Source organism: Sorangium sp. So ce1153, assembly GCF_051521595.1.
In the GTDB taxonomy this organism is placed as follows: Bacteria; Myxococcota_A; Polyangia; order Polyangiales; family Polyangiaceae; genus Sorangium.
Genome location: NZ_CP150361.1, coordinates 244,804 through 267,544 on the forward strand (window position 1 = coordinate 244,804; position 22,741 = coordinate 267,544).

Annotated in this window: 16 protein-coding genes; 3 read left to right on the forward strand and 13 right to left on the reverse strand. The window is 71.0% G+C overall.

Features of this window, described 5'->3' with window-relative positions:
- Positions 1-55: 55 nt before the first annotated feature.
- Positions 56-427 carry a VOC family protein gene (locus WME85_RS00875; protein WP_437834283.1) on the reverse strand — a complete coding sequence of 124 codons (372 nt, stop codon included), beginning with the start codon at positions 425-427 and terminating at the stop codon, positions 56-58.
- Between the two features lie 182 nt (positions 428-609).
- Between WME85_RS00875 and WME85_RS00880 the strand changes: the two genes are divergently transcribed.
- Positions 610-1,053, forward strand: a complete 444-nt coding sequence (locus WME85_RS00880) for a hypothetical protein (protein WP_437834285.1) — start codon at positions 610-612, stop codon at positions 1,051-1,053.
- A gap of 134 nt (positions 1,054-1,187) precedes the next feature.
- On the forward strand, positions 1,188-2,474 hold the full coding sequence (locus tag WME85_RS00885) for a glycerophosphodiester phosphodiesterase family protein (RefSeq protein ID WP_437834287.1): 1,287 nt from the start codon (positions 1,188-1,190) through the stop codon (positions 2,472-2,474).
- A gap of 79 nt (positions 2,475-2,553) precedes the next feature.
- Here WME85_RS00885 and WME85_RS00890 read toward each other — a convergent pair whose 3' ends face one another.
- The 10 genes from WME85_RS00890 to WME85_RS00935 form a co-directional block, all read right to left on the reverse strand.
- Positions 2,554-3,681, reverse strand: a complete 1,128-nt coding sequence (locus WME85_RS00890) for a substrate-binding domain-containing protein (RefSeq protein ID WP_437834289.1) — start codon at positions 3,679-3,681, stop codon at positions 2,554-2,556.
- A gap of 335 nt (positions 3,682-4,016) precedes the next feature.
- A complete protein-coding gene (locus tag WME85_RS00895; RefSeq protein ID WP_437834291.1) occupies positions 4,017-4,190 on the reverse strand; it encodes a hypothetical protein in 174 nt (57 codons plus the stop codon).
- A 63-nt stretch (positions 4,191-4,253) separates the two neighbouring features.
- Positions 4,254-6,401 carry a methionine--tRNA ligase gene (gene metG / locus WME85_RS00900; RefSeq protein WP_437834292.1) on the reverse strand — a complete coding sequence of 716 codons (2,148 nt, stop codon included), beginning with the start codon at positions 6,399-6,401 and terminating at the stop codon, positions 4,254-4,256.
- 224 nt (positions 6,402-6,625) lie between these two features.
- Positions 6,626-7,084, reverse strand: coding sequence for a coproporphyrinogen III oxidase (locus tag WME85_RS00905; protein WP_437834294.1), 459 nt, complete (start codon positions 7,082-7,084; stop codon positions 6,626-6,628).
- A gap of 199 nt (positions 7,085-7,283) precedes the next feature.
- Positions 7,284-8,192, reverse strand: coding sequence for an alpha/beta fold hydrolase (locus WME85_RS00910; RefSeq protein ID WP_437834296.1), 909 nt, complete (start codon positions 8,190-8,192; stop codon positions 7,284-7,286).
- A gap of 166 nt (positions 8,193-8,358) precedes the next feature.
- Positions 8,359-10,905 carry a DNRLRE domain-containing protein gene (locus tag WME85_RS00915; RefSeq protein ID WP_437834298.1) on the reverse strand — a complete coding sequence of 849 codons (2,547 nt, stop codon included), beginning with the start codon at positions 10,903-10,905 and terminating at the stop codon, positions 8,359-8,361.
- Positions 10,906-11,331: 426 nt separating this feature from the next.
- On the reverse strand, positions 11,332-14,910 hold the full coding sequence (locus WME85_RS00920; RefSeq protein ID WP_437834300.1) for a kelch repeat-containing protein: 3,579 nt from the start codon (positions 14,908-14,910) through the stop codon (positions 11,332-11,334).
- A gap of 120 nt (positions 14,911-15,030) precedes the next feature.
- Positions 15,031-16,179 carry an ATP-binding protein gene (locus tag WME85_RS00925; RefSeq protein ID WP_437834302.1) on the reverse strand — a complete coding sequence of 383 codons (1,149 nt, stop codon included), beginning with the start codon at positions 16,177-16,179 and terminating at the stop codon, positions 15,031-15,033.
- Positions 16,180-16,551: 372 nt separating this feature from the next.
- The gene (locus tag WME85_RS00930; RefSeq protein ID WP_437834304.1) at positions 16,552-20,052 is read right to left on the reverse strand and encodes a hypothetical protein; all 3,501 of its coding nucleotides are present in this window, start codon (positions 20,050-20,052) and stop codon (positions 16,552-16,554) included.
- 146 nt (positions 20,053-20,198) lie between these two features.
- A complete protein-coding gene (locus WME85_RS00935) occupies positions 20,199-20,414 on the reverse strand; it encodes a DNRLRE domain-containing protein (RefSeq protein ID WP_437834306.1) in 216 nt (71 codons plus the stop codon).
- A 181-nt stretch (positions 20,415-20,595) separates the two neighbouring features.
- On the opposite strand from WME85_RS00935, the gene WME85_RS00940 reads away from it, so the two are divergent.
- A complete protein-coding gene (locus WME85_RS00940) occupies positions 20,596-20,838 on the forward strand; it encodes a hypothetical protein (RefSeq protein ID WP_437834308.1) in 243 nt (80 codons plus the stop codon).
- A gap of 133 nt (positions 20,839-20,971) precedes the next feature.
- Here the strand turns inward: WME85_RS00940 and WME85_RS00945 are convergent, their stop codons facing one another.
- Entirely contained in the window at positions 20,972-21,316 is a 345-nt protein-coding gene (locus tag WME85_RS00945; RefSeq protein WP_437834309.1) for a hypothetical protein, read from the reverse strand.
- A 209-nt stretch (positions 21,317-21,525) separates the two neighbouring features.
- Positions 21,526-22,347, reverse strand: a complete 822-nt coding sequence (locus WME85_RS00950) for an alpha/beta fold hydrolase (protein WP_437834312.1) — start codon at positions 22,345-22,347, stop codon at positions 21,526-21,528.
- Positions 22,348-22,741 lie beyond the last annotated feature (394 nt).

Here is a 22,741-nt window from a genome sequence, read left to right on the forward strand (position 1 = left end):
GGCGCGCGGGAAGGAACGTGGAGCCATCGAAGCAAAGGAGAAGGGCCCTGCGGCCTCAGCCCGCCATGGTGAAGAAGTTGAGCTTGTTGCCGTCGAGGTCGCGGAAGTATCCCCCGTAGAACCCCTGTCCGCGCGGGCCCGGCGCGCCCTCGTCCTTGCCCCCCAGCTCCAGGGCCTTCTTGTGGAGCGCGTCGACCTTGGCCGGGCTGTCGACGACGAGCGCGACCATCACGCCGTTGCCGACCGTGGCCGGCTGGCCGTCGAAGGGCAGCACGACCGCGAGCGCGGGCTTGTTCGGGCTCACCGCCCAGAGGATCATCTTCTCGAAAGCCATCAGCCGCTTCGCGCCGAGCTCGCCCAGCAAGGCGTCGTAAAAGCGGGCGGCGCGCTCCATATCGCTCGTGCCCAGGGTGACATATCCGATCATCGATCTCTCCGTTCGGGTGAGTGGTGGAGGAGTGCGGGGGCTGCAGTAGACCGTAAGCCATCGCGTCGCCAGCAGCGCGGCGCTGCGCGGTACGGCAGCGCTGTGGCCGCGTGCCAGATAGCCCGACTCTGTGCCATGCTGTGCCGACATTCTCGCCGACGAGGCTTCGAATCCCGCGGAGCTTGCGCTGGCCCTCGCCGTTTGCTTTCGGCGGCCGCGTTGAGGTCACCTCGGACCTCGCCGAGCTCGCGGCGCGCGCCGTCCGCGAGGGCTGCGTCGGCGAGACGCTCGCGGCCGTGCAGGCCAGCGAGCAGCTCGCGCACGCCGCCGACGCAGCGGTCCGGAGCGCCCTCGCCGCGATCGCCGACGACGAGGCCCGGCACGCGGAGCTCGCGTGGCGCTTCGTGGCCTGGGCGCTCCAGACGGGCGGCGACGCGGTGCGCCTCCCGGTCTCGGCTGCCTTCGAGGAGAGCCTCGCCGCGCCTCCGCCGGCCGCCACCGCGGTGGACGCGCCCGCCGGCGACCTCGCCGCCCACGGGCGCCCCGACGGCGCCGTCCTGGCCGCGTCCTTTCGCTGCGCGATCGCGGACGTCATCGCCCCTGCGATGCGCGCGCTGCTCGCCTAGAGCAACCGCGGCGTCCAGTGCGCCACGGCGCGCGGCGCGGCGATGACGCGTCGTTGTTTCCTTCGAGACATCTCCCCGCCAGGGTGGTCGGCATAGCGTCCCGACTTCAATCCACCCAACGAGGGAAGTGAACCATGATGAAGAAGGGCGCCAGAATCAACCTCGCCTTGGCGCTTCTCGCGCTGCCGGTCGCTGCCATGAGCGCTTGCTCCGGCGGGGACGACTCGGTGAAGCCCGTGGTCCCGCCGGCGCCGCCGGTCGAGGAGCCCGAGCAGCACAGCGTGCAGCTTGGCCCGCGACCTTACTACCTCGTCGAGGACATGGACGAGGGAGAGCTGAAGGAGGCGCTCAAGGCGTGCGCCGAGGGACCCTTCGAGCGCACCGACTTCTCGATCGGCCATCGCGGCGCCTGCATGCAGTTCCCCGAGCACACGAGGGAGTCGTACGAGGCCGCCGCCCGCATGGGGGCCGGCATCGTGGAGTGCGACGTCACGTTCACCAGGGACCGCCAGCTCGTGTGCCGTCACGATCAGTGCGATCTCCACACGACGACGAACATCCTGGCGATCCCGGAGCTCGCCGAGAAGTGCTCGGAGCCGTTCGTGCCGGCCGACGCCGAGGCCGGCACGCCCGCGTCGGCGAAGTGCTGCACGAGCGACATCACGCTCGTCGAGTTCAAGCAGCTCTGTGGCAAGATGGACGCCGCGAACCCGGACGCGACCACGGTCGAGCAGTACATGGCCGCGACACCGGACTTCCGCACGGACCTGTACGCCACCTGCGGCACGCTGCTGACGCACGCCGAGAGCATCGAGCTCTTCTCGAGCCTGGGCGTCAAGTTCACGCCCGAGCTCAAGGTCCCGGGGGTGGAGATGCCGTACGAGGGCGACTACACGCAGGAGGACTTCGCGCAGCAGATGATCGACGACTACAAGGCTGCCGGCGTCGACCCGAAGAGCGTGTTCGCGCAGTCCTTCAGCCTGGACGACGTGCTCTACTGGCTCGCGAAAGAGCCGGAGTTCGGCGCGCAGGCCGTGTACCTCGACAGCCGCGTCGACACGCCCGAGGGCTACGAGACGGCGGTCTCGGGGATGCAGCGCCTCGCGGAGCAGGGCGTGAAGATCGTCGCGCCGCCGTTGTTCGCGCTCGTGACGCTCGACGGGAAGAAGAAGATCGTGCCGTCGGAGTACGCCACGGCCGCCAGGGCCGCGGGCCTCGACATCATCACGTGGACGCTCGAGCGCTCGGGCCCTCTTTCGGGCGGCGGCGGCTACTATTACCAGTCGGTCGTCGACGCCATCGACAACGACGGCGACACGATGGTGATGCTCGACGTGCTCGCGCGCGACGTGGGCGTCCGCGGCGTCTTCTCCGACTGGCCGGCCACCGTGACGTACTACGCGAACTGCATGGGCCTCTGAGCCGAGCGGCCGGCGCGCCCTGGCTCGCGACCACGGAGGGCTCGAGGCCGCGCGAGGCGATCATCGGGCCGCGGCGCCGCTACTGGTTCGCCTCGATCGAGCCGAGGAAGTCGTTGTAGGCGTCGATCTTGTCCCACGGGACCATGTCGATGCCCGTGTCGACCAGTCCGCCTTCGACCAGCTGGGGGGTAAGGAGCTTCCTTGTCGCGTCGAGGCCGATGTTCTTGATGCCGTAGAGGATGTAGGGCACGAGATAGCCCTGGTAGTACTGCCGCTGGATGTGCGTGGCCTTGATGCGCCCCTGGCGCATGTAGTCGACCGTCTTCGGATCGAAGTCGAAGGTGACGATGGGGAGCTCCGGCTTGCCCGCGGCCTCCGCGGCCATCGCGCAGCGGTACGAGATGTTGAACAGGCCGATCAACCCCACGACGGGCGGATCCGCCGTCTCGACCTGGGTCTTCATCCACTCGACGTCCTCGACCTCGCCCTGGGCGGCCCAGGTGGATTGACGCACCAGGACCTCGTAGCCGGCTGCCTCGAACACATCCTGGGCACCCTGCGTTCGCTCCAGGCCGCTGCTCCCGGCCGCGTTGACGCTGCCGTGGATGATCACCGTCCCCCGCGGCGGGGGCAGCATCGCGAGCAGGGTGCTCGCTCCCGTGGCTCCGGCGGACCTGTCGAGGGTCCCGACGTAGATCGCGCGCTTCGAGGCCGCCACGTCGGCGTCGAGCGTCACGACATGGACGCCGCTCGCGACGGCCTCATCGACAGCGGCTGTCTGGACGTCGCTGATCGGCGCGAGGCCGATCCCTTCCGCTCCGTCCGCCACCGCTTGCTGGATCTGCAGGTTCTGAAGATCTTCCGATTCAGAGCCATCTTCCGACGGGGCGACGGGCCCGATCACGCTCCCCGTGACATCGAGCTCACCCATCGCTCGGTTCGCGGCGGCGACGATCGGCGCCCAGAAGCCGGTGGCGTTCCTCAGGAGCACCGCCATCTGCATCGTCCGGGTCGAGCTCGCGTTGATCTCGGTGACGAGCCTGTCGACCGTCGCCTCGAGCTCCACGGGAGTGAACTCATTCTCCGGCGCCGGAGGGCGTACGATCGGCGTGACGTGCGCCGGCGCGCCGGGGCTCTCACCCGAGCCGCACGCCGCCGTCGTCAGCGTGAGCCCAAGGAACGTCCCCCATCGTCCACTCCTCGTCATGAGATCCTCCTCGTCTGTCTGCGATGGCGATGAGCGGGCCACATGCCGGTTGGATGCGAGCAACGCGAAAGGCACCGATCCCAAGGCACGTGCAGATCTCAGGATGGAATCGCAAAGAAGACGGATCTGTCAAGAGACGTGGAGAATCATCAAGGAGATATGAACCCGAAAATGTGGTTCATTTGTGGTCGAGGCTGCGGTTTCGGCGCCGCGCCGCACAGGCACCCACCGCGACCTCGGTCAGGCGCGCTGAACACCCCGCCCCGTACGACTGCGTCGCTGGCAGCCAGATGCGCACCGTGGTGCCCTCACCGGGCTGGCTCCTGCGCGCCCCGTCAGCGCGCGCTCTTCCCTCGATCCCCCCTCACGCCCAGATACCGCTGCTGCGCCTCGGCGTCGGCCATCATCTCTGCCGACGTCGTCTCGAGCGCGATCCGCCCGTTGACCATGACCGCGAGGCGCCGCGCGAGCGCCGCGGCCACGGCGAGCCGCTGCTCCACGATCAGCATCCCGATGCCGCCCTGCGAAAGCGACCTCAGCGCCTCGACGAGTCACGCGCGCGGCGGGCGCCGTCAGAGCACCGGGGTGCCTGGCGCGGCGTCATCGACGGTGACGGTGCGGACGCGCCCTTCGACCTCGGCGGTCAGCAGCATGCCCTCGGACACGAGGCCTTTGCCGAAGTCGCGCGGCAGCAGGTTGCAGATGACGACGACCCGCTGGCCGACCAGCTCTTCCGGGGCGTAGCTCGCCGCGATGCCCGAGATGATGCGCCGGGGCGCGCCGTCGCCCGTGTCGACGCGCAGGTCGAGCAGCCGGTCCTTCTTCTTCACGCGCTCGGCGCTGGTGACGACGCCGATCCGCAGGTCCAGCCTGGCGAAGTCGTCGAACGCCACGGGGGCCTTGTCCTGGCGCGCCGCCGGGGCGGGCGCGCCGGCCTCCGCCTCGGGAGCGGGCTTTGCCGCCGGGGTGGCGGCAGCGGGCTTTGCCGTGGTCGCGGCGACAGCGGGCTTTGCCGCGGTCGCGGTGGCCGCGGGCTTTGCTGCGGTCGCGGTGGCCGCGGGCTTCGCGCCCGCTTCGGGCGGCGGGGCGGCGTCCGGCTGCGGCGGGGCGAACCGGGCGAGCAGCTCGGCCTCCTTGTCCTTCTCGAGGCGCGGGAAGATGGGCGAGCCCCGGCGGAGCTTCGCGCCGGGCTTCCGGACAGGGGGGTTGAGCGGCCACTGATCGAGCCCAACCTCCGGCGCGATCGGCGACAGCCCGAGCTGATCGCGCATCCTGTCCGCCACGACCGGCAGCACGGGGGAGATCATCACGCTGATCGCCTCGAGCTGCTCGATCAGGGTCGCGACGATCGTCGCGAGGCGCGCCGGGTCCGTCTTCTTGGCCACCCACGGAGCGGCCTTGTCGACGTAGACGTTCGCCGCGGCGATCGCCGTCCAGATCGCGTCGAGCGCGCGCGTCGGGTGGTTCGCGTCGAACGCCGCGGACGCGGCGGCCGAGGCCTGCCGCTGAGCGCTGGCGAGCTCCTCCTCGAGCGGGCCGGGCGCCCCCTTCTCGGGCACCTCCTCGGCGAACGGCAGCACCCGGTTCAGCAGGTTGCCGAGCGCATTGCCGAGCTCCGAGGCGTACCGCGCGAGGAGGTCCTGGACGCTGAAGTCGCCGTCGTGACCGAAGGAGATCGCGCGCATCAGGCAATAGCGCACGACGTCGACGCCGATGGGCGGCGCGCCCGCCGCGGCGCCCTGGCCGCCGGGCAGCGCCCCCGCCGCCGCCTCGGAGATGGCCTCCGCCACCTCGACAGGGCTGATCGTGTTGCGGAGCGTCTTCGACATCTTCTGGCCGCTGTAGGTGAGGAACCCGTGCGCGAGGACCTGCCGCGGCAGCTCCGCCTCGCTGTAGCCGGCCGAGAGCAGGAACGCGGGCCAGTAGACGGCGTGGAAGCGCAGGATGTCCTTGCCCATGAGGTGCACGTCCGCGGGCCAGAAGCGGGTGTTGTCCTCGGGCTCCCTGAGGGCGGTCATGTAGTTGGCGAGCGCGTCGAACCAGACGTACATGACGTGCTTCGGGTCGCCGGGGACGGGGATCCCCCACTGGAACGTGGTGCGGGAGACGGAGAGGTCCTGGAGCCCCTCGCGCACGAAGCTCGTCACCTCGTTCAGGCGGCTCGCGGGCTGCACGAAGCTGGGGTTGCGCCGGTAGTAGTCGAGCAGCGCGTCTCCGTACCTGGACAGGCGGAAGAAGTAGCTCTCTTCCTTGACGCTCTCGGCGGGCCGGTTGTGCAGCGGGCAGATGTTGCCGGGCTGCTGGAGGTCCTTCTCGGTATAATAGGCCTCGCACCCGACGCAGTAGAGCCCCTCGTAGTGGCCGAGGTAGATGTCCCCGCGCTCCTGGATGCGGCGCCAGAGCTCCTGCACGCCCTTCTTGTGGCGGGCCTCGCTCGTGCGGATGAAGTCGTCCGGAGCGCAACCGAGCTTCGGCCACGTGGCGCGGAAGGCGGTGGCGATCTCGTCGGCGTGGGGGCCGGGCGCGATGCCGCGCGCCTCGGCGGCGCGCTGGATCTTGAGGCCGTGCTCGTCCGTGCCGGTGAGCATGCGGCTCTCGTGGCCGCGCAGGCGATGGTAGCGGCAGAGCACGTCCGCGGCGATCGTCGTGTAGGCGGTGCCGAGGTGCGGGACGTCGTTGATGTAGTAGATGGGCGTCGTGACGTAGAAGCGGCTCGCCATGGGAACGACCTCATAGCATGGGGCGCTCGCGCGCGGCGGCGCGGCGGAGGGGCGCGGCCGCGGAGCGGCGGAGCAGCGCAGCGCCGGTCTCCGGCGCGACGACCGGGGCGCGCAATTGCGCGAGGGACGGCGGCGTTCGCGCGGAGACCGGCGACCCAGGCTCCCGATCCGACCCAGGTTGAGGTCGCGGCCGACCCGACCCAGGTCGAGGTCGCGGCGTCAGCTCAAATGCCCATGTGCAGGAGGTAGCGCTGGCCGCCGCCGCGCTCGACCCGCCGGCAGAGCGACGCCAGGCCGCGCAGTCGCGTGACGGCGTCATCTCGGCGATATGTGAGCTTCAGATAACGGCCTGTCCCGGGGCTCCCGACAGTTTCGCACCACGCGCCCGTCAGGCGGAGCATCGGCGGCGAGCTGGAGAAGAGTCGCTCCCAGGATTCGAAGATCCGCCGTGCGATCGGCGCGCCAGCGTCCGTGATGATCGTCGGGCCATGGATGTTCAACCCGAAGCCGCGCCGCTTGCGCGCGGGGTTCAGCGACGGAATCCACCGGAGAGCGTCGGTCATGTACTGGACGAGGTCGTCGTGGATCTGGATCGCGCCGGAGCTGCCGGCGAAGTCTCCGTAGGCCGTGAATGGGTGCTCTGCGCGATCCAGCAGAAAGAAATCGTGGTCCAGGCCAGCCATGACAGAGCACAGGAAAGACCAGATCTTCGCCCCGTGTCAAGCGCGCCACAGGACCCATCGCATGATCGGCCCGGTCGGCGGACCCCCATCGACCTGATGGAATCCCCTCATTTTCCAGCCATTCTCGGCGGGGAAATTGAACAGGGGGCGGGGAGACAGGGAGTATTGGAGCGCGCCCGGCGGACCGTCCGTGACGGCGCTACGGGAGCCCTCGCAAGAACACCCGGATGCGCTCCGCGACGGCGCTCCCTGCCTCGAGGAGCATCGCGTGGCCCGTGCGGGGGACGAGCGTCCACTCGGCGCCGGGGATCTGCCGGTGGAGCACTTCGAGGTCAGCCCGCAGGGCCATCACGTCGCGCTCGGGCGCGATCACCAGGACCGGCACCCGCACGCCGGGGAGGACATCCGACGCGCGCGCCTCCATCAAGGAGCGCGTACACTCCCAGTAGGCGCGCGTATCCATGGTCCCGACGGCGTGGAAGAAGTGCTCGAGCTCCTCGCGCGGCGCTCCGGGCGCCAGGACGCCCGCGGCCCGGCACAAGGGGAAGAGGGCGCTGGACGCGGTGATGTGCCGCAGGACCGGCGAGGCGCGAGGGGCGATGGACGCCGCCGCGCGCAGCGCCCGACGGAGGGCCGCGCGGGCTCCGGGGAGGCGCAGGGCGAGGCTCGAGGCATAGGGGTGATCGGCGCCGCCGGCGATGAGCACCATCGCGCGCACGAGGTCGGGGCGGCGGCGGTAGAGCTCGAGCAGCACCGTGACCCCCATGGAGAAGGCGACGTGCACCGGCGCGCTGGCGAACGCGCCGTGATCACGGACCGCCTCCGTCACCCGGAGGAGGTCGTCCGCGTGGGTCTGGATGGCGTAATCCCCCGATCGCGCCGTCTCGCTCTGCCCGTGGCCCCTGTAGCTCCAGTGGACAAGGCGGGTCGTCATTGCGAGCTCGCTGACGAGGTGCCGCCAGAAATTCTCCGTGGTGCTGAGGCCGTTCGTGAGGATGACAGGCGCGCGGTCGAGCAGCCGCGCTTCGTCGCCTGCACCGCAGTGGGTGTGCCACGCGATGCGCGTCCCGTCGCCGGCGACGACGTATCGAAGGGTCGCGCCTTGCATGGCCGTGACGAAGGATAACACACAGGTTCTTTCGTCAAGCGCTCGGCCAGCGCTCGAGCAGACCAGGGGTGGAGACCCGACCCAGGTTGCCGCGGGCCAGACGCGATAATACGTCCGAGACAGGAGCGGGGACCGCCGCACTCGGTCGGGTCGCGCCAGCTTGGTGCTATTCGCCAGCGGCCGGCGCGCGCGGGGCCAGGAGGAGCGTCGGCTGTCCGGTGAGCTCGAGCGTCTGCTCGCCGAAGCTCATGCTCGTCCCGTCGGTGGCGATCAGCCGGAGCACGGCGGGAACGTCGGACGGGACGCCGGCGAGCGGGAGGGAGAGCGTCGGCTCGCCAGTCCAGGTGACGCGCGCGGCTTCCTCGAACACCCGTACCTGGAGATCGGCATAGTACCCGTCCCATGCCTCGATGAGGAACGAGCTCAGCGTGCCCTGCTGGCGGTCGCGGACCTCGACGCGCAGCGGGAGCGAGATCTGCGAGGGGTCGAGGTAGAGGAACTCACTCCAGCGGTCGCTCCCCGCGGTCCGGAGCTCGAGGCCCATCTCCGGGTTGTGGAGCTGCCCTCCGTAGTAGTGGACCGGCAGGCCGAGCACATCGAAGGTGGCATCGTTCGTCACCGTGGTGGCGGCCTGAGGATAGAAGCCGACCGTGGCCTCGCCGGCGAGCTCGTCTCCGTCGGGGTCGCCGACCTCCACCAGGACCGAGACCTCGGTGTCCGTGTAGGCGGGAGCGCCGAGGGCGATCTCCGGGGCAAGGTCGGTCGCCATGAAGGCGCCGAGCGAGTTGGCATAGGCCGCGCCGCGTCCAGCTGACCAGAGGAGGTGTACGACACCGTCGCGGCCGATCTCGATGTCGCTCGGGAGCGCGGAGCCGGGCAGCTCGCGCGAGGACCATGTCTCGCCGATGTCGTCCGACCAGAAGAGCCGCGCCTCGTACGTGAGCGATTGCCCGATGACGTGGACGCGGCCCGCGGCGTCGACCGCCATCGTGCGCGTGTCCTGGTTGGGAGACCCGAGGGGCGTCGCCGTCCATCGCGCGAAGCCGCGGAGCGAGTTGGAGTACCGCGTCTCGCCGCTCTGCTCGTCGGTGGCGATGACGTGGATCACGTGGTCAGGTCCCACCGCGACCGAGGGGAAGAGCCCGGGGCCGGTGGCGATCGGCTGCGCCCAGCCGCTCGCCTCGTCGAAGACGCCGAAAGAGCCGAAGACACCATAGCCGCCGTAGGAGGGATCGTAGCGGTATTCCTGGAACCCCGCGACGAGCACCGTCCGCCCGTCGGGCGCCAGGACGGCCTCGGTCGACGCGGTCGTCCGGGCAGACCAGGGCATGCTCCTGGCGAAGTCGTGGCCGTCCTGGGTCCGGAAGCGCTCGAACCCGCTGCCGGAGGGGTGATAGATGTCGACCACGCCGCCGTACGCCGCGATGCTCGGCCCTTGCCAGCCGATATCGTGGAGCGCATACGCGTCGGGGATCCGCACGGGCTGCCAGCCGCTGAGCGTGCCGGAGTAGAAGAACTCGTGCCCGAAGTCCCAGCTCTGCTCGCGCCATGCGGCGTGTACATCACCCGTGATCGGATCGGCCTCCAGATCGATCGTCCAGGGATTGAAGGTCTCCGGGGACGAGATGACCGTCCGCCGCGACCAGTCCTCGGAGCTCACGTGCAGGATGCCGCCGCCGCCGTGTATCGCCAGGTGCACCGTGCCGTCGGGGGCGACCGCCAGGGCGTCCTCGCCGCCGGTGTTGCTGAGGACCGCCGGCGCGAAGGTGCCCTCGTTCCACCGCGCGCCGTTGATGCGCACGTAGGCCGGCCAGGAGCGCTCGCCGTTGAGCGCGAGCTCCCTGCCGTCGAGCGCGAAGGACGTGCCGGTCACCAGCGCGTCGATCTCGGGCGATCGGAAGCTCGGATCGTCGTCGATCTCGAGGTGATATGAAGACGCCCCGGCGATGGGCTCCCAGCGGATGACGGATCGGCGATAGCTGCTCTCCGAGCCGGCCGCCGGCGAGGTGACGACGACGGGCGAGCCCGCGCCGCCGTCCTCGGGGATGACGTAGCAGAGGTCGAGCTTCGGCCGGTCCTCGACGTGGGCCTTCTCGCTGCTCCGGAAGTCGGTCCTCTGGACCGGATCTTCCTCGATGAGGACGCCGTGGTTCTCGGCCCCGCCGCTCACCCATGCTTGCGCGAGCTCGGTGACGTCGGAGGACCGGAAGCCGGAGCCCCCGCCGGAGACGAACGACGCGGCGGCCGCTGGATCGAAGGCGGCACCGAAGCTCGCCCAGGTCACCGTCGACTCCTCCCAGGCGCTCGTGACGCGGTGGACGCGGACCGTGCTGTCGACCGTCTTGTAGGTCTGCGAGAGCGAGAGGCTCGCCGACACGACCCGGGCGTTCGCGGGGACGGTGGAGAGGTCGAAGCGGAGCAAGCTGCGACGGCGCCCGCCGGCCGCGCTCGTCCCTGTGCTGAGGGTCACGTTCGCGCCGTCGTTCCAGCTCGTCGCGTTCTGCCAGAGCACGGCGTCGGCGACGCTCGCCGAGCCGGCGCCGCGCTGGACGGTGACGCACACCTGTCCTTCGGTCGAGAGCGCCTGTGCGGCGTTCTCCACGTCGCCGGTGCTCTCCGCGCCAGCGGCGCCGGGGGCGGCGCCGCAGCCGGCCACGAGGACGCCGGCCGCTCCGACGCAGGCGGAGCTGAAGGCCTTCACGATGGTTCTCATCCAGAGGTTCTCCTTGCCAGCTTCGTCGCGCGCCGCCCCGAGCCCCGCCGGACCCGGGGCTGTGGGCAGGAGGAGCCATGCGCGCGAATGCTGGATACGAGGTGAGTGGGGCGCGATTCTTCGGGAGGGTGCAAGACAGAGATCCGATCATGATCGCGCGCTTCTCCCGGCATGTCAATGACGTCCGCGGGATGGCGTCTTCATCTGCGCCGCCTTGTGGAGCGCCGCTGCGGGTGATTGGCTATCAGCGGCTATCAGGAAATATCAGCGCTTTATCTTGATCAGCCATCGGGGCTGCTGTCGCCCTTGACGCCTGGTCAGCCCGTTCCCCGTGGCCCGTGAGGTACCTCGGCCGGGAACGAGCGGAGAATGCCGCGCAGCGTGACCGCCCATGACGGCGGCTGGGCGGTCACGCCTGTCCTCTGCTCACGCCGGGCGGCTCGTCCTCGGGGATCGCCGGCGCAGCCGCAGGGTGGCCAGCGCGCCGAGGGCGAGCAGCCAGGCCGGCGTCTCCTGGTTGTCCGGCGTCATGCGGCAGCCGCCGCCCCCTGCTGCGGTCGGGAGGGCGCCGCCGCCGCTGCTCTGCGCGCCGGTCGTGCTGGCGCTGGTGCTCGTGGTGTCCTCGTTGCCGGCGCCGGTCGCGCTGGTCGTGGTGGATGGGGCATCACCGCCATGGCCCGCGTCACCACCATGGCCGCCAGTGCCCGTGCCGCCTGCACCGCCTTCGCCGCTTGCATTGCCGCCGTCACCGCCGCCGTGGCCGCCCGCGGCGACGCCGCCACCGCCGCTGCCGGGCGTGCCGCCGCCGCTGCCGGGCGTGCCGCCGCCGCTTGCATCTCCGCCGCCGCCACCGCTGCCGGGCGTGCCGCCGCCGCTTGCATCTCCGCCGCCGATACCGCTGCTCGCGTCGCCGCCGCCGCCGCTTGCATCTCCGCCGCCGATACCGCTGCTCGCGTCGCCGCCGCCACCGCTTGCATCTCCGCCATGACCGCCTGTGCCGCCCGCGCCGCCACCGCCGCTGGCATCTCCCCCGGAGCCGCCGCCACCGCCGCTGGCGTCTCCCCCGGTGCCGCCGCCACCGCCGCTGGCATCTCCCCCGGAGCCGCCGCCACCGCCGCTGGCGTCTCCCCCGGTGCCGCCGCCACCGCCGCTGGCATCTCCCCCGGTGCCGCCGCCACCGCCGCTGGCGTCTCCCCCGGAGCCGCCGCCACCGCCGCTGGCGTCTCCCCCGGTGCCGCCGCCTCCTTCAGCCGGCACGCAGGCGCCGCTCTGGCACGCTCCCGGTGACGCGGGCTGCGCCGGGATATACAGCCACGCGTGGTTGAGCACCTGATACCCGACGCCCGGACCGGCGCGGCCGCCGACGACCAGGACACGGCCGTCGCTCAGCCGCACCGTCCCGTGGCGCATGATCATCACGTCCAGCGCCGGCGCGAGCGCCCAGGTTCCGCTCGCCGGATCGTAGATCTCGGCGGCCAGGGCACCGTCGTAGGAGAGCGCGTCGCCCGCCACCAGGACCCTGCTGTCGACGAGGAGCGCCGCTCCATGGGACGACCGTTGCGCGGCCATCTCCCCCGCCGAGGTCCACGTGTCGCTCGCAGGATCGTAGATCTCGGCCGTGTTGGCGGGCTCTCCTCTGTCTCCGCCGACGACGAGGACCCGGCCGTCCACGAGCAGGGTCGCCGTGTGGGATGCGCGCCTCCGGCGCATCGCGGCGGCGGGCGTCCACGCGTCGGTCGCCGGGCTGTACACCTCCGCGCTCGCCGACACCATCACCTCAGCACCGAGCCCGCCCGCGACGAGGACCCGGCCGTCCGGCAGCAGCGTCGCCGTGTGGTACTCTCGCCGAGCGCTCATGGGCGCTGCCTCGGTCCACGTGTCAGCGACCGGATCGTAGATCTCGACCCGGTCGCCGCCCCCGTCGCTGGTCCGGTCGCCGCCGACGACGAGCACCCGGCCGTCCGCAAGCGCCGTGGCCGTCTGCGTCCTGCGCCGCAAGAGCAGGGGCGCAGCCGGCGACCATACGCCGGTCGCCGGGTCATATCGCAGCGCCCGCGAGGTGTTCCTCAGGCTGCCTTCATCGATCGCCAGGACCGTCCCGTCCGGGAGCAACGTGGGGGTCTTCGGAGAATTCAGTCGTTCGCCGAACACCATGAAGGGCTCCCACGCGCCCGTGCTCGGATCGTAACGGGTCCAGCCTCGTCCTTGCCTGGTCCCGTCGAGGGCCACGCCGGAACCGAGCACGAGGACCGTCCCGTCCGGGAGCAACGTGGGCTCAGCATCGTAGAAGAACGCATCGAGCCGCCCGGCCTCCTGCCAGCCCTCCTCCGCGCCCGGGAAGCCGCAGGGCGTGCCGTCTGGCCTCGCGGACCCCGGCAGCGCGCAGCCCGCCGCCGGGTCGCACGCGGGCGCCTCGTGGCAGTCGTCCGCGGGCAGGCACACAGCGAGGCTCGCCCCCACGCAGGCGCCCCCGACGCAGGCGCTCGCCGCCGAGCACACGTCGCCGTCGCTGCACGGCGTGCCGTCGGGCGCCGCCTCGCCGCCGACGCACGCGCCCGCCTCGCAGACGCCCCCCGCGACGCACGCGTCGGCGTCGTCGCAGGCGACGCCCGTGAGCGGCGCGCAGACGCCGTCCTGCGGCGCCCCGGCGGCGACCGCGCAGGCGTCGCACGGCCCGGCGCAGGCCGCGTCGCAGCAGACCGAATCCGCGCAGAAGCCGCTGCCGCAGTCGCTGTCCGCCGCGCAGCCCTCGCCGAGCGGCGAGCGCTCGCGGAAGAGCACGGCAGACGCCGTCGCGGTCGCGGCGCCGACGTACCCGCCGGCGATCAGCACGCTGCCGTCCCTGAGCGGCGTCGCGGAATGGTAGGCGCGCGCCATGGTGACCGGCGGCTCCAGGTCGAGGGGAGAAAAGGCGCGGGTCGCCTCGTCGAAGAGCGCCATCGTCGAGAAGAAGGGAACGATGCTGGCTGTCGAGACCTTGTCCGTGCAGGGCTCCATGCCTCCGGTCAGCAGCACCTTGCCGCTCGGGAGCAGCGATGTGCGTGTCCCCCGGATGCCCAGGCTGCCCAGCCCGCACGGCGTCGAGGCCGGCGCATACGACCCGGAGGTCGGCTCCCAGCGATCGTCGCGCGGGAGGTAGACCTGCGCGAAGGCGTGGACCTGCGGGTCCGGACCGGACACGGTGCCTCCCACGACCAGGACATCGCCGCTCGGGAGCGTCGTCGCGTGAGGATACCGGTACTCGCTCGTGCTCATCACGGCGTCCTGCTCCCAGATCCAGAGCTCGGTCTCGGGATCGTAGAGGCTGCAGCCGCTCCCGACCGCCATCAGCCGGCCGTCGTGGAGCAACGTCGCGCTCACGGGCATGGGGATGATCCCGCCCGCGGTGAACTCGATCCGCTCCACGTGGGTGCAGCTCGGGAGCGCCGTCCAGCCGTCCGACTCCGGGTCGTAGATGGCGCTGTTGAACCAATCGCTGTTCAAGGCGTTGTTCAGGCTCGAGCCGACGAGCACCGGCCTGCCGTCGACGAGCATCATCGAGGGCGCGGGGTGGGACCTGGGCAGCGGCGCCGCGGTCGTCCAGGTGTTGCTCGTCGGGTCGTAGATCTCCGCCGAAGAGAGCGCTGCGCTGGCTGGCAGCTCGCTCCTCGACCTGCCGCCCGCCACGAGGACACGGCCGTTCGGCAGGAGGATGGCCGCGTGTCCGCTGCGAGGCTGCGCGAGCGGCGCCGCGGGCGACCAGGTCCTCGTCGCCGGGTCGTAGATCTCGACCTCCCGGAGGCTCATCGCCGCGAGGTTCGTGTACGGCGGCGCGTCGACCACCGGAAACCCCCCCGTGACGAGCACCCGGCCGTCCTCGAGCTCCGTGGCGGTGTGCTCGCCCCGGGGCGTGATCATCGACGGCACGCTCTGCCAGGACGGGGCGCTGGCCGCCCAGGCGGTGCCGGCGCGCAGCATGACGAGCCCGCAGAAGATGGCGCTCCCGAACCTCCACATCGATGGCATGGCCCCTGTCTCCTCTCGCCGCCTTCTGGTGCGCGCGGTCGGTCGGGCATTCACCCGAGGTGAAGCCCACCAGCCGCCCAACCATGCCCAGGAGAGGCGTACGTCGGCGAGATGGCCGAGCTACGACGAACGAGGAAGCACGACTCGGAACAGGGTGCCTTGCTCCGGCGTGCTCGTGACCTCGATGGAGCCTCCGTGAGCGTCGACGATCGTCTTGGCGATGAAGAGCCCCAGCCCGAGCCCTTTTGTTCTTCGCGGGCCCTCGTGCTGCTGGTCGCCCCGACGGAACGGATCGAAGATCACGGGCAACAGCTCGGGCGGGATCGGGCTCCCGCGATTGCTCACTTCGAGCACGACGGCCTGATCTTGCACGCGCAGCTCCACCTGCACCGGCTCCTCCGGCGGGCTGTGGTCGACGGCGTTGCCGATCAGGTTCGATAGGAGCTGCTCCATCCGGCCCGGATCCCACATGCCGTGTCCGTCGCCTTGGGCCTTGAGGCGGATGGTGTGCTCTGGGTAGGAGAGCTCGAGCTCCACGACCACTTGCCGGCAGATCGAGCGGAGGTCGACCAGCTTCGGTTCGACCGGAAGGCCGCTGTGGCAGCGGACGCGCGTCAGGTCGAGCATATCCTCGACCATCCGCACCGCCCTGTCGTTGCTCGCGGCGATGCGCTGGACGAGCCGCGCCACGGCGGCGGTGACGTCCTCGCGCTTGAGCAGGGCGGCGGTGGCGAACCGGACGGCGGAGAGCGGGGTGCGCAGGTCATGCCCGAGGATCGCGATGAACAGCTCGCGGAGCACGACGTCACGACGGAGCTCGGCGGAGGTCGTCCGCTCCACCTCGACGGCCGCGGTGACCATCGCCTCGTCGAGCGTCGAGTGTACGAGCTGGGCCTCCCCGTCGCCGAGGGTCACCCTCTCCCGCGCGAACATGTCGATGATCACGGAGCGAAGAACGCCGAGCTCGCGCAGCTCCTCCGCGAGGGAGTAGCGCTGGGCGAGGCGGTGAGAGGCGTGCAGCCTGGCGGCCTGCGAGCTGCCGATCTCCTGGCCGCTGGCTCCGCCCGGCGTGCCTGGCTGCGTGCTCTGCGCGAGGGAGTCGATGAGGTCCTCGAGGAGCTTCGGGGTGTAGTCTCTCAGATCCTCCTCGTTGAGCGCGCGCGCCTGGGGGATCTTCGGATCGTCCCGGATGCGTGATGTCCACTGACGCATGAGCTCATCCTTTCGCTCACGGAGCAGTGACAGGACGCGCGGCGATGGCTGGCTCATGTGGCCCCTTCTCGCTCCACCTCGGCCTGGCCGAGATGCGCTCCGTCGTGCGGCGGAGCGCGGCTCGCCATTGCTGTAAATCCCTATACGCGCTCAGGGAGAATCATGAGACAGGCGTGCAGGCGCACGCTTGCGCGGCGGCGCAATCCCGGGTCCGACCCTCTGTCGCCTGGACCCGGGGTTGACCGCCTGTCCTCTGGATCCCTGCCGGAGCGCGGTTACCGGCGTGGCGGCCCCATGTCCGTGAGCGGCGAGCAGACGCCGTCCTGCGGCGCCCCCGAGGCGGCGAGGACACCGCCTCTCCGGCGCGCGAGGCGCGAGCACCCGCCGCTGCGGGTGCTCGGCTCGCGCGACTGCTTCAGGTGAGGCGGTTCAGGGGGCGAACGTGGCGACGAAGGCGTCGGAGCCGGCGGCGTAGGGGATCGGGCCGGTCCCGAAGTCGACCGCCGAGGTCGCGGCGCCGGTGATGGCGATGGTGCCGTTCGGAGCGACGGTCACGTCCTTCGCGCCGGCCGCGAAGCTGAGCGTCCAGAGCTCCGCGCCGGTCGGGTCGAGCTTCGCGAGCCCGCTCCCCGCGACGGCGATGTTGCCGCCCGGATCCACCGCGACGCTGTCGCCGAAGGGGACCGAGTCGCTGAAGACGTACGCGCCGGCGGCGTCCAGCTTGAGGAGCACGGGGCCGGCGGGCAGCACGCCGCCGCCGAGGTCGACGGTCCCGTCCGTGATGCCCGCCACGAGGACCTCGTCGGCCGCGTTGACGGCCACCGACCACGCCGCGTCTCCGGGGTCGCCGCCGGGGGGGATCGACGGCTCCGGCGCGAACGGCTGGCTCCAGATCACGGCGCCCGTCGGGGCGAGCTTGGTGACGGTGAGCTGCGCGACGGCGGACGCCGGCGCGGTCACCGCCAGCACGTTGCCGGCGCTGTCGATCGCGATATCAGCGTTGTGTACCAACCATGAGTCCGAGTCCGTGATCCGTTGATTCCAGAGGACGTTGCCCGCGGGGCTCAGCTTCGCCAGGAAGGCGTTCGGCCACTCCTCGCTGTTGACGTAGGCCAGGTACGCGTTGCCGAGCCCATCGACCGCGATCTGCTCCGGGGCGAAGTTGTCGAGGCCTGACGTGACCGGCGATACGATGGGTCCCTGCCTCCAGAGGGGATTGCCATCGCGGTCGAACTTGACCACGAAGGCCGCATCTGAGGGGAGGCCGTAGTCGAAGGGGGGTAGGCACTGGCCGAACCCCATGGCGGGGAGCCCCGACCCGTAGGCGCCGGCGAGCCAGACATCGCCGCTCTCATCGACGGTCATGGCATACGGACGGTCCTCGAAACGCTTGCTCCAGAGCAGCGCGCCCGATGGATCGAGCTTGAGCAGGAAGCCGTCCCTCCCCGGCGGGGTGCTGGTCAGAGGGCCGGCGCCGAAGTCGACGGTTCCCTCGAAGGTGCCTGCGACGTAGTAGTTGCCCGCGGCGTCGTTCGCGATCTCCAGGCCCGCGTCGGCGCCGGTGCTACCGTATCCGCGCGCCCACGGCGGCAGCACGGAGCAATGGGGATCGCCGTCGCAGCTCTCGTCCTCCGGCGTGAAGCAAGCCTCGTCGGCGGGCGTCACCTCGCCCGTGCAGGGGCCGTAGCCGAAGCCGTCGGGCCGGCAGGTCTGCGTCCCGGCAGCGCAGGTCCCGACGCCCCTCGTCCCGGCAGGGCCGGAGTAGCACGCGACGACCGAGCCTGGCACGCAGGTCTCCGCCGGGTCGCCGCCGCCTGTGCCGCCGCTGCCGCCGGCGCCACCACTGCCGCCCGCGCCGCCGCTGCCGCCTCCGCTCGCCGGCGGGTTGAACGTGGCGACATAGATGTCCGAGCCTCCCGCGTATGCGATCGGGCCGGTCCCGAAGTCCGCCGCTCCACTCACGCTTCCGGTGAGAGCGACCGCGCCGCTCGGAGCGACGGCGATGTCCGACGCGGAGGCAGTGAAGGGGGTCGTCCAGAGCTCCGCGCCGTCGGCGTCGAGCAGGGCGAGCCCGCCCCCGGCGACGAGGAGGTTGTCCGCGGCGTCGACGGCGAGCGTGGCGCCGTAGGGGTTCGGGACGGTGAAGACCTCCTCGCCATCCTCATCGAGCTTGACGAGATAGCGATCCGTATCGACAGAGAATGTCGCGAAGATCTCGTTCGCCGAATTGACCGCCACCGAGAAGGCAGTCCATACTTCGTTGGGGCTCTGGTATTGCCACAGCAGGTCGCCCGACGGAGAGAACTTGGATATGAACAGGTAAGTGAAGAAATCGTCGACGAGCCCCTTGTGCAACGTCACGACGTTGCCGGCGCTGTCGAGCGCGAGGTTCATCGAGAACCCGCTGAACCCTATCCGAGGCAGAAGGTGATGCAGCGGGCTGCTCGGCGTGGCGTTGCCCGCGGAGTCCAGCTTCATCACGCCGGCAAGTTCCCCCCCTTCAAGATACGCGATGTACGCATTGCCCAGGGCATCGGCGGCGATCTGTCTCACGGTGAGGGTATGGTAGAGGCTGTAGGAGTTGAATCCCTTGCTCCAGACGTGGTTGCCGTCGGGGTCGAGCTTGGCCGCGAACATCGCGTACCATTCGGCGGGGCCCGGCAGGGAGCACCCGCCGAAGTCCAGGCCGGTCGCCGTGCCCGAATCGTCGCTGGAGTAGGTGCCGGCGAGCAAGACGTCGCCGTTTCCGTCGACGGTCACGGCGCCTCCGATCTCCTCGAAGGGGGTGCCGAAGCGCTTGCTCCAGATCAGCGCGCCCGACGGATCGAGCTTGAGGAGGAAGACGTCCTTTCCTCCGGCGCTGGTCAGAGGGCCGGCGCCGAAGTCGACCGTTCCCTGGAAGGATCCGGTGACGTAGTAGTTGCCCGCGGCGTCGCTGGCGATGGATAGCCCGTTGTCGGTGCTGGGACCGCCGAACCCGCGCGCCCACGCCGGTGGCTGCGGGCAAGAGGGATCGCCGTCGCAGCTCTCGTCCTCCGGCGTGGCGCAGGACTCCGCTGCAGGGGTGATCTCACCTGTGCAGGGGCCGTAGCCGAATCCGTCAGGGCGACAGGTCTGTGTTCCGGAAGTGCAGGTCCCCACGTCGCGGGTGCCCGCAGGGCCGGAGTAGCACGCGACGACGGATCCCGGCACGCATGTCCCTGGCGAGCCGCCGCTGCCGGTCGATGTGCTCGCCCCGCCGCTGCCGCCGTCGCCTGAGGAGCCGCCGCTGCCGCCATCGCCTGAGGAGCCGCCGCTGCCGGTCGATGTGCTCGCCCCGCCGCTGCCGCCGTCGCCCGAGGAGCCACCGCTGCCGATCGATGTGCTCGCCCCGCCGCTGCCGCCGTCGCCTGAGGAGCCGCCGCTGCCGGTCGACGTGCTCGCCCCGCCGCCGCCATCGCCTGAGGAGCCGCCGCTGCCGATGGAGCTGCTCGCCCCGCCGCTGCCGCCGTCGCCTGAGGAGCCGCCGCTGCCGATCGAGGTGCTCGCCCCGCCGGCGCCGCCATCGCCTGAGGAGCCGCCGCTGCCGATGGAGCTGCTCGCCCCGCCGCTGCCGCCGTCGCCTGAGGAGCCGCCGCTCCCAGTCGAGGTGCTCGCCCCGCCGCTGCCGCCATCGCCTGAGGAGCCGCCGCTCCCAGTCGAGGTGCTCGCCCCGCCGGCGCCGCCGTCGCCTGAGGAGCCGCCGCTGCCGGTCGAGGTGCTCGCCCCGCCGCTGCCGCCGTCGCCTGAGGAGCCGCCGCTGCCGCCGTCGCCTGAGGAGCCGCCGCTGCTGCCGTCGCGTGTGATTGGCTTGCACGCGGCCACCGTGACGAGCGCCACGCAGCACAGGGCGGTGGGCCCGCGCAGGCGATGCCTGGATGCTGAACCGATTGCTTCGGAGGTTCTGGTCATGCACCTCCGATGCTCGGAACAGACTCGACGTTCAACGCGAGACAGATCGGCAAACGCGCCAGCACCTCACGACCGCTGTGGCGAGTATCGCGGTGGAACCTGGCCCTGGGCGGCGCCCAGCGCACGTCGCCGCAGGAACGACGGCGTCACGGCGCGAAGTAGCAGACCTCGAGCCAGGAGCGGTCGTCGGTCCTGAGGTGCTCGCGCGAGCGGTACATCGTCCTGCCCGTAGTATTATGCTCCAGGAGCACCCCGTGGTTCTCGTGGGCGCGGTCGATCCAGGCCTGCACGAGCCCGGTCACGTCCATCGAGATGGGGCCGTGAGCGCCGCCTCGGTCTGCGCTCCACGCAAACGAGATCATGTCCATGGCGCCGTGGTGGCAGCGCCCGGCCCTGCTGTGAATCGCAGTCCATGCTCAGACCCCGAATCTCGGATAGACCCGTGCATCCGCCAGGCAGCCACGCCGCCCGGCCCTCCCGCGGCGCCCGTGCCGCGCGTGTCTCCGCCTCTGATGCGACCCCCGCGCAGCACATTCACGACCTGTGCTCGCGGAGCTCGAGGCCGCGGGCCTTGACTTCGGCTCGGTCCTCACCGGCTCGGTCCTCACCGGCGCGTCGGGCGCGCCCGCCTCGCTCGACGCGCTGTCCCGCACCCCCGAGCTCGCCTCGGTGGCCGGCGTGCTCGCGGACGACCTGCGGCAGGTGCAGCGGCTCGACCAGATGACCTGCTCCGGCTGCCCTCAGAGCGGGTGCCAGCTCCGGGTCGACGGCCACGCGGCGCCCTGACCGGCCCGGGGCGCGGCCCCCTCTGCGCAGGGTCGTACCCGAGACGGAGAGCGCGGCGCCTCCGGCGCGCCGGCCGTTCTGGCCTGGTGCCCGGCGCGCCGCGCTCAACACGAGCTCGCCGCGAGCCGCCGCGTCAGGGCGAGTCGCCCTCCTGACAGCGGCCCTCGGCGCACTCGAGCGGGCCCTGCACGGCGCATTCGTACTGGCAAGAGCGCCCCCCGGACTCGTAGTCCTCGATGAGCTCGCGCGCTTCCTGTTCCACATACGCTTTCTTGGCGCTGTTCACGGCCACCCAGCACCCGAGCGGGCAGCCGGGCGACGCATAGACGCACTCAGAGACGTCGTTGCACGCGTTCGACTCCGCGACGATGACGTCGAACTCCTCCTGGATCTCTTCCTCGCTCTTGGCGCAGCTCGCGCCGACGAGGCCGACGAGGCCGACGAGCAAGAGCACCATCCTTTTCGCGCGCTTCGACATGCTTCACCTCCGGCAATCACCGCGAGCCCCGCGCCTTCAGGGAGCGTTCGCCGCGGCGCTCCGCTCGGATATAATTCACCCCCCTCGGCCCGAGCCTCGACAGCACGAAACGAGCGGGCGCGGGCGGCGGGGGTGAAGCAGGAGCGACCGCACCGCGAGGTGCTCCTCGCGAGGCTGCCGGGCCGCCGGCAACAGCGCCTCTCGCTGTCTCAGCGCTGGCGGCTCATCCAGCCGGTCACAACCTCGGCGAACCGCTCCGGCTCCTCGAAGAACGGCTGGTGTCCGCTCCGCTCGAAGAGGTGCAGCGTGGCGTCGGGCAACGTCGGCACGACCCCATCCCACAGCGCGTGGGGAACCGTGTAGTCGTGGCGCCCGTGCGCGATCAAGAGCGGGACGCGCAGCGAGCCCGGGTCGGCGGTGATGTCCCAGGCCGGCGCGAGCGTCCCCAGGAGGTGCGCGAAGAACCGCGGCTTGAGGTCCGCCTCCGCGAACAGCGGAGCGGCGTCGAAGCGCGGGTCGAAGAAGCGCAGCGGCGTCTGCGCCAGCATGGCCTCGCCCGGGGAGGCGCCCGGGGGCAGCCTGGCCAGGTTGTCTCGCAGGATCTGCTTTCGCTCCTCCGACGCGTCCTGCTCGAAGAACGACGCGGATCTCGCCGACAGCTGGGCCATGTCGCCGCGCGGCGGGGTCCCCGCGATGATCACGTGCGACACGCTCGCGGGACAGCGCCGGCCGTACTCCGCGGCGAGCGCGCCGAGGATCGAGTGCCCCAGGACCGCGATCCGCTCGACCCCGAGATCGACCCGGATGGCCTCCAGGTCCTCGGCGAGGACGTCGAAGGTGAGGTCGGCAGGGTCGCCGGTCGAGCGCCCGCTTCCTCGCAGGTCGACGTAGACGAGCTCGAGCCGGTCGCTCAGCTGCGCGGGCGTCTGGCGCTCGTAGGGCTTCGTTCCAATGCTGCACGGGACCAGGCACGCCGGCCCGCTGCCGCGCTTCGTGTAGAACAGCTCGGCACCCTTGACGGAAACGATCATCTTTCTCCTCCAGGCAGCGCCGGAGGATATCAACCAACGACGACTCGGGGGGGGCGAATCGCTTCGACCTTCTCGTCGCCGTGTTGCTCGTCGTCGACGCGGAGAAGAGGCGGCCTGGTCGGACTGCGACCGGCGCGAGCCCGCGAGAGGAAATGGCGACGGAAGATGAGGACCAGGGACGCAAGACGAGCACCCGCGGGATGCGCTGCGCGCTGTGCCGACCAGCCGAATCGGCCCAATATGGCACGTTGCGCAGGAAACTGACGCACTTTGCGTGGCACATAGGTGGCAAAGGCTGGATTCGCCTGAAAAACTCGCTGGCACGCCATCTGCGCAAGCGCGGTCTCATGAGAACTGCAATCGGATCACTGATCTTTTCCATATCCATTCTGGT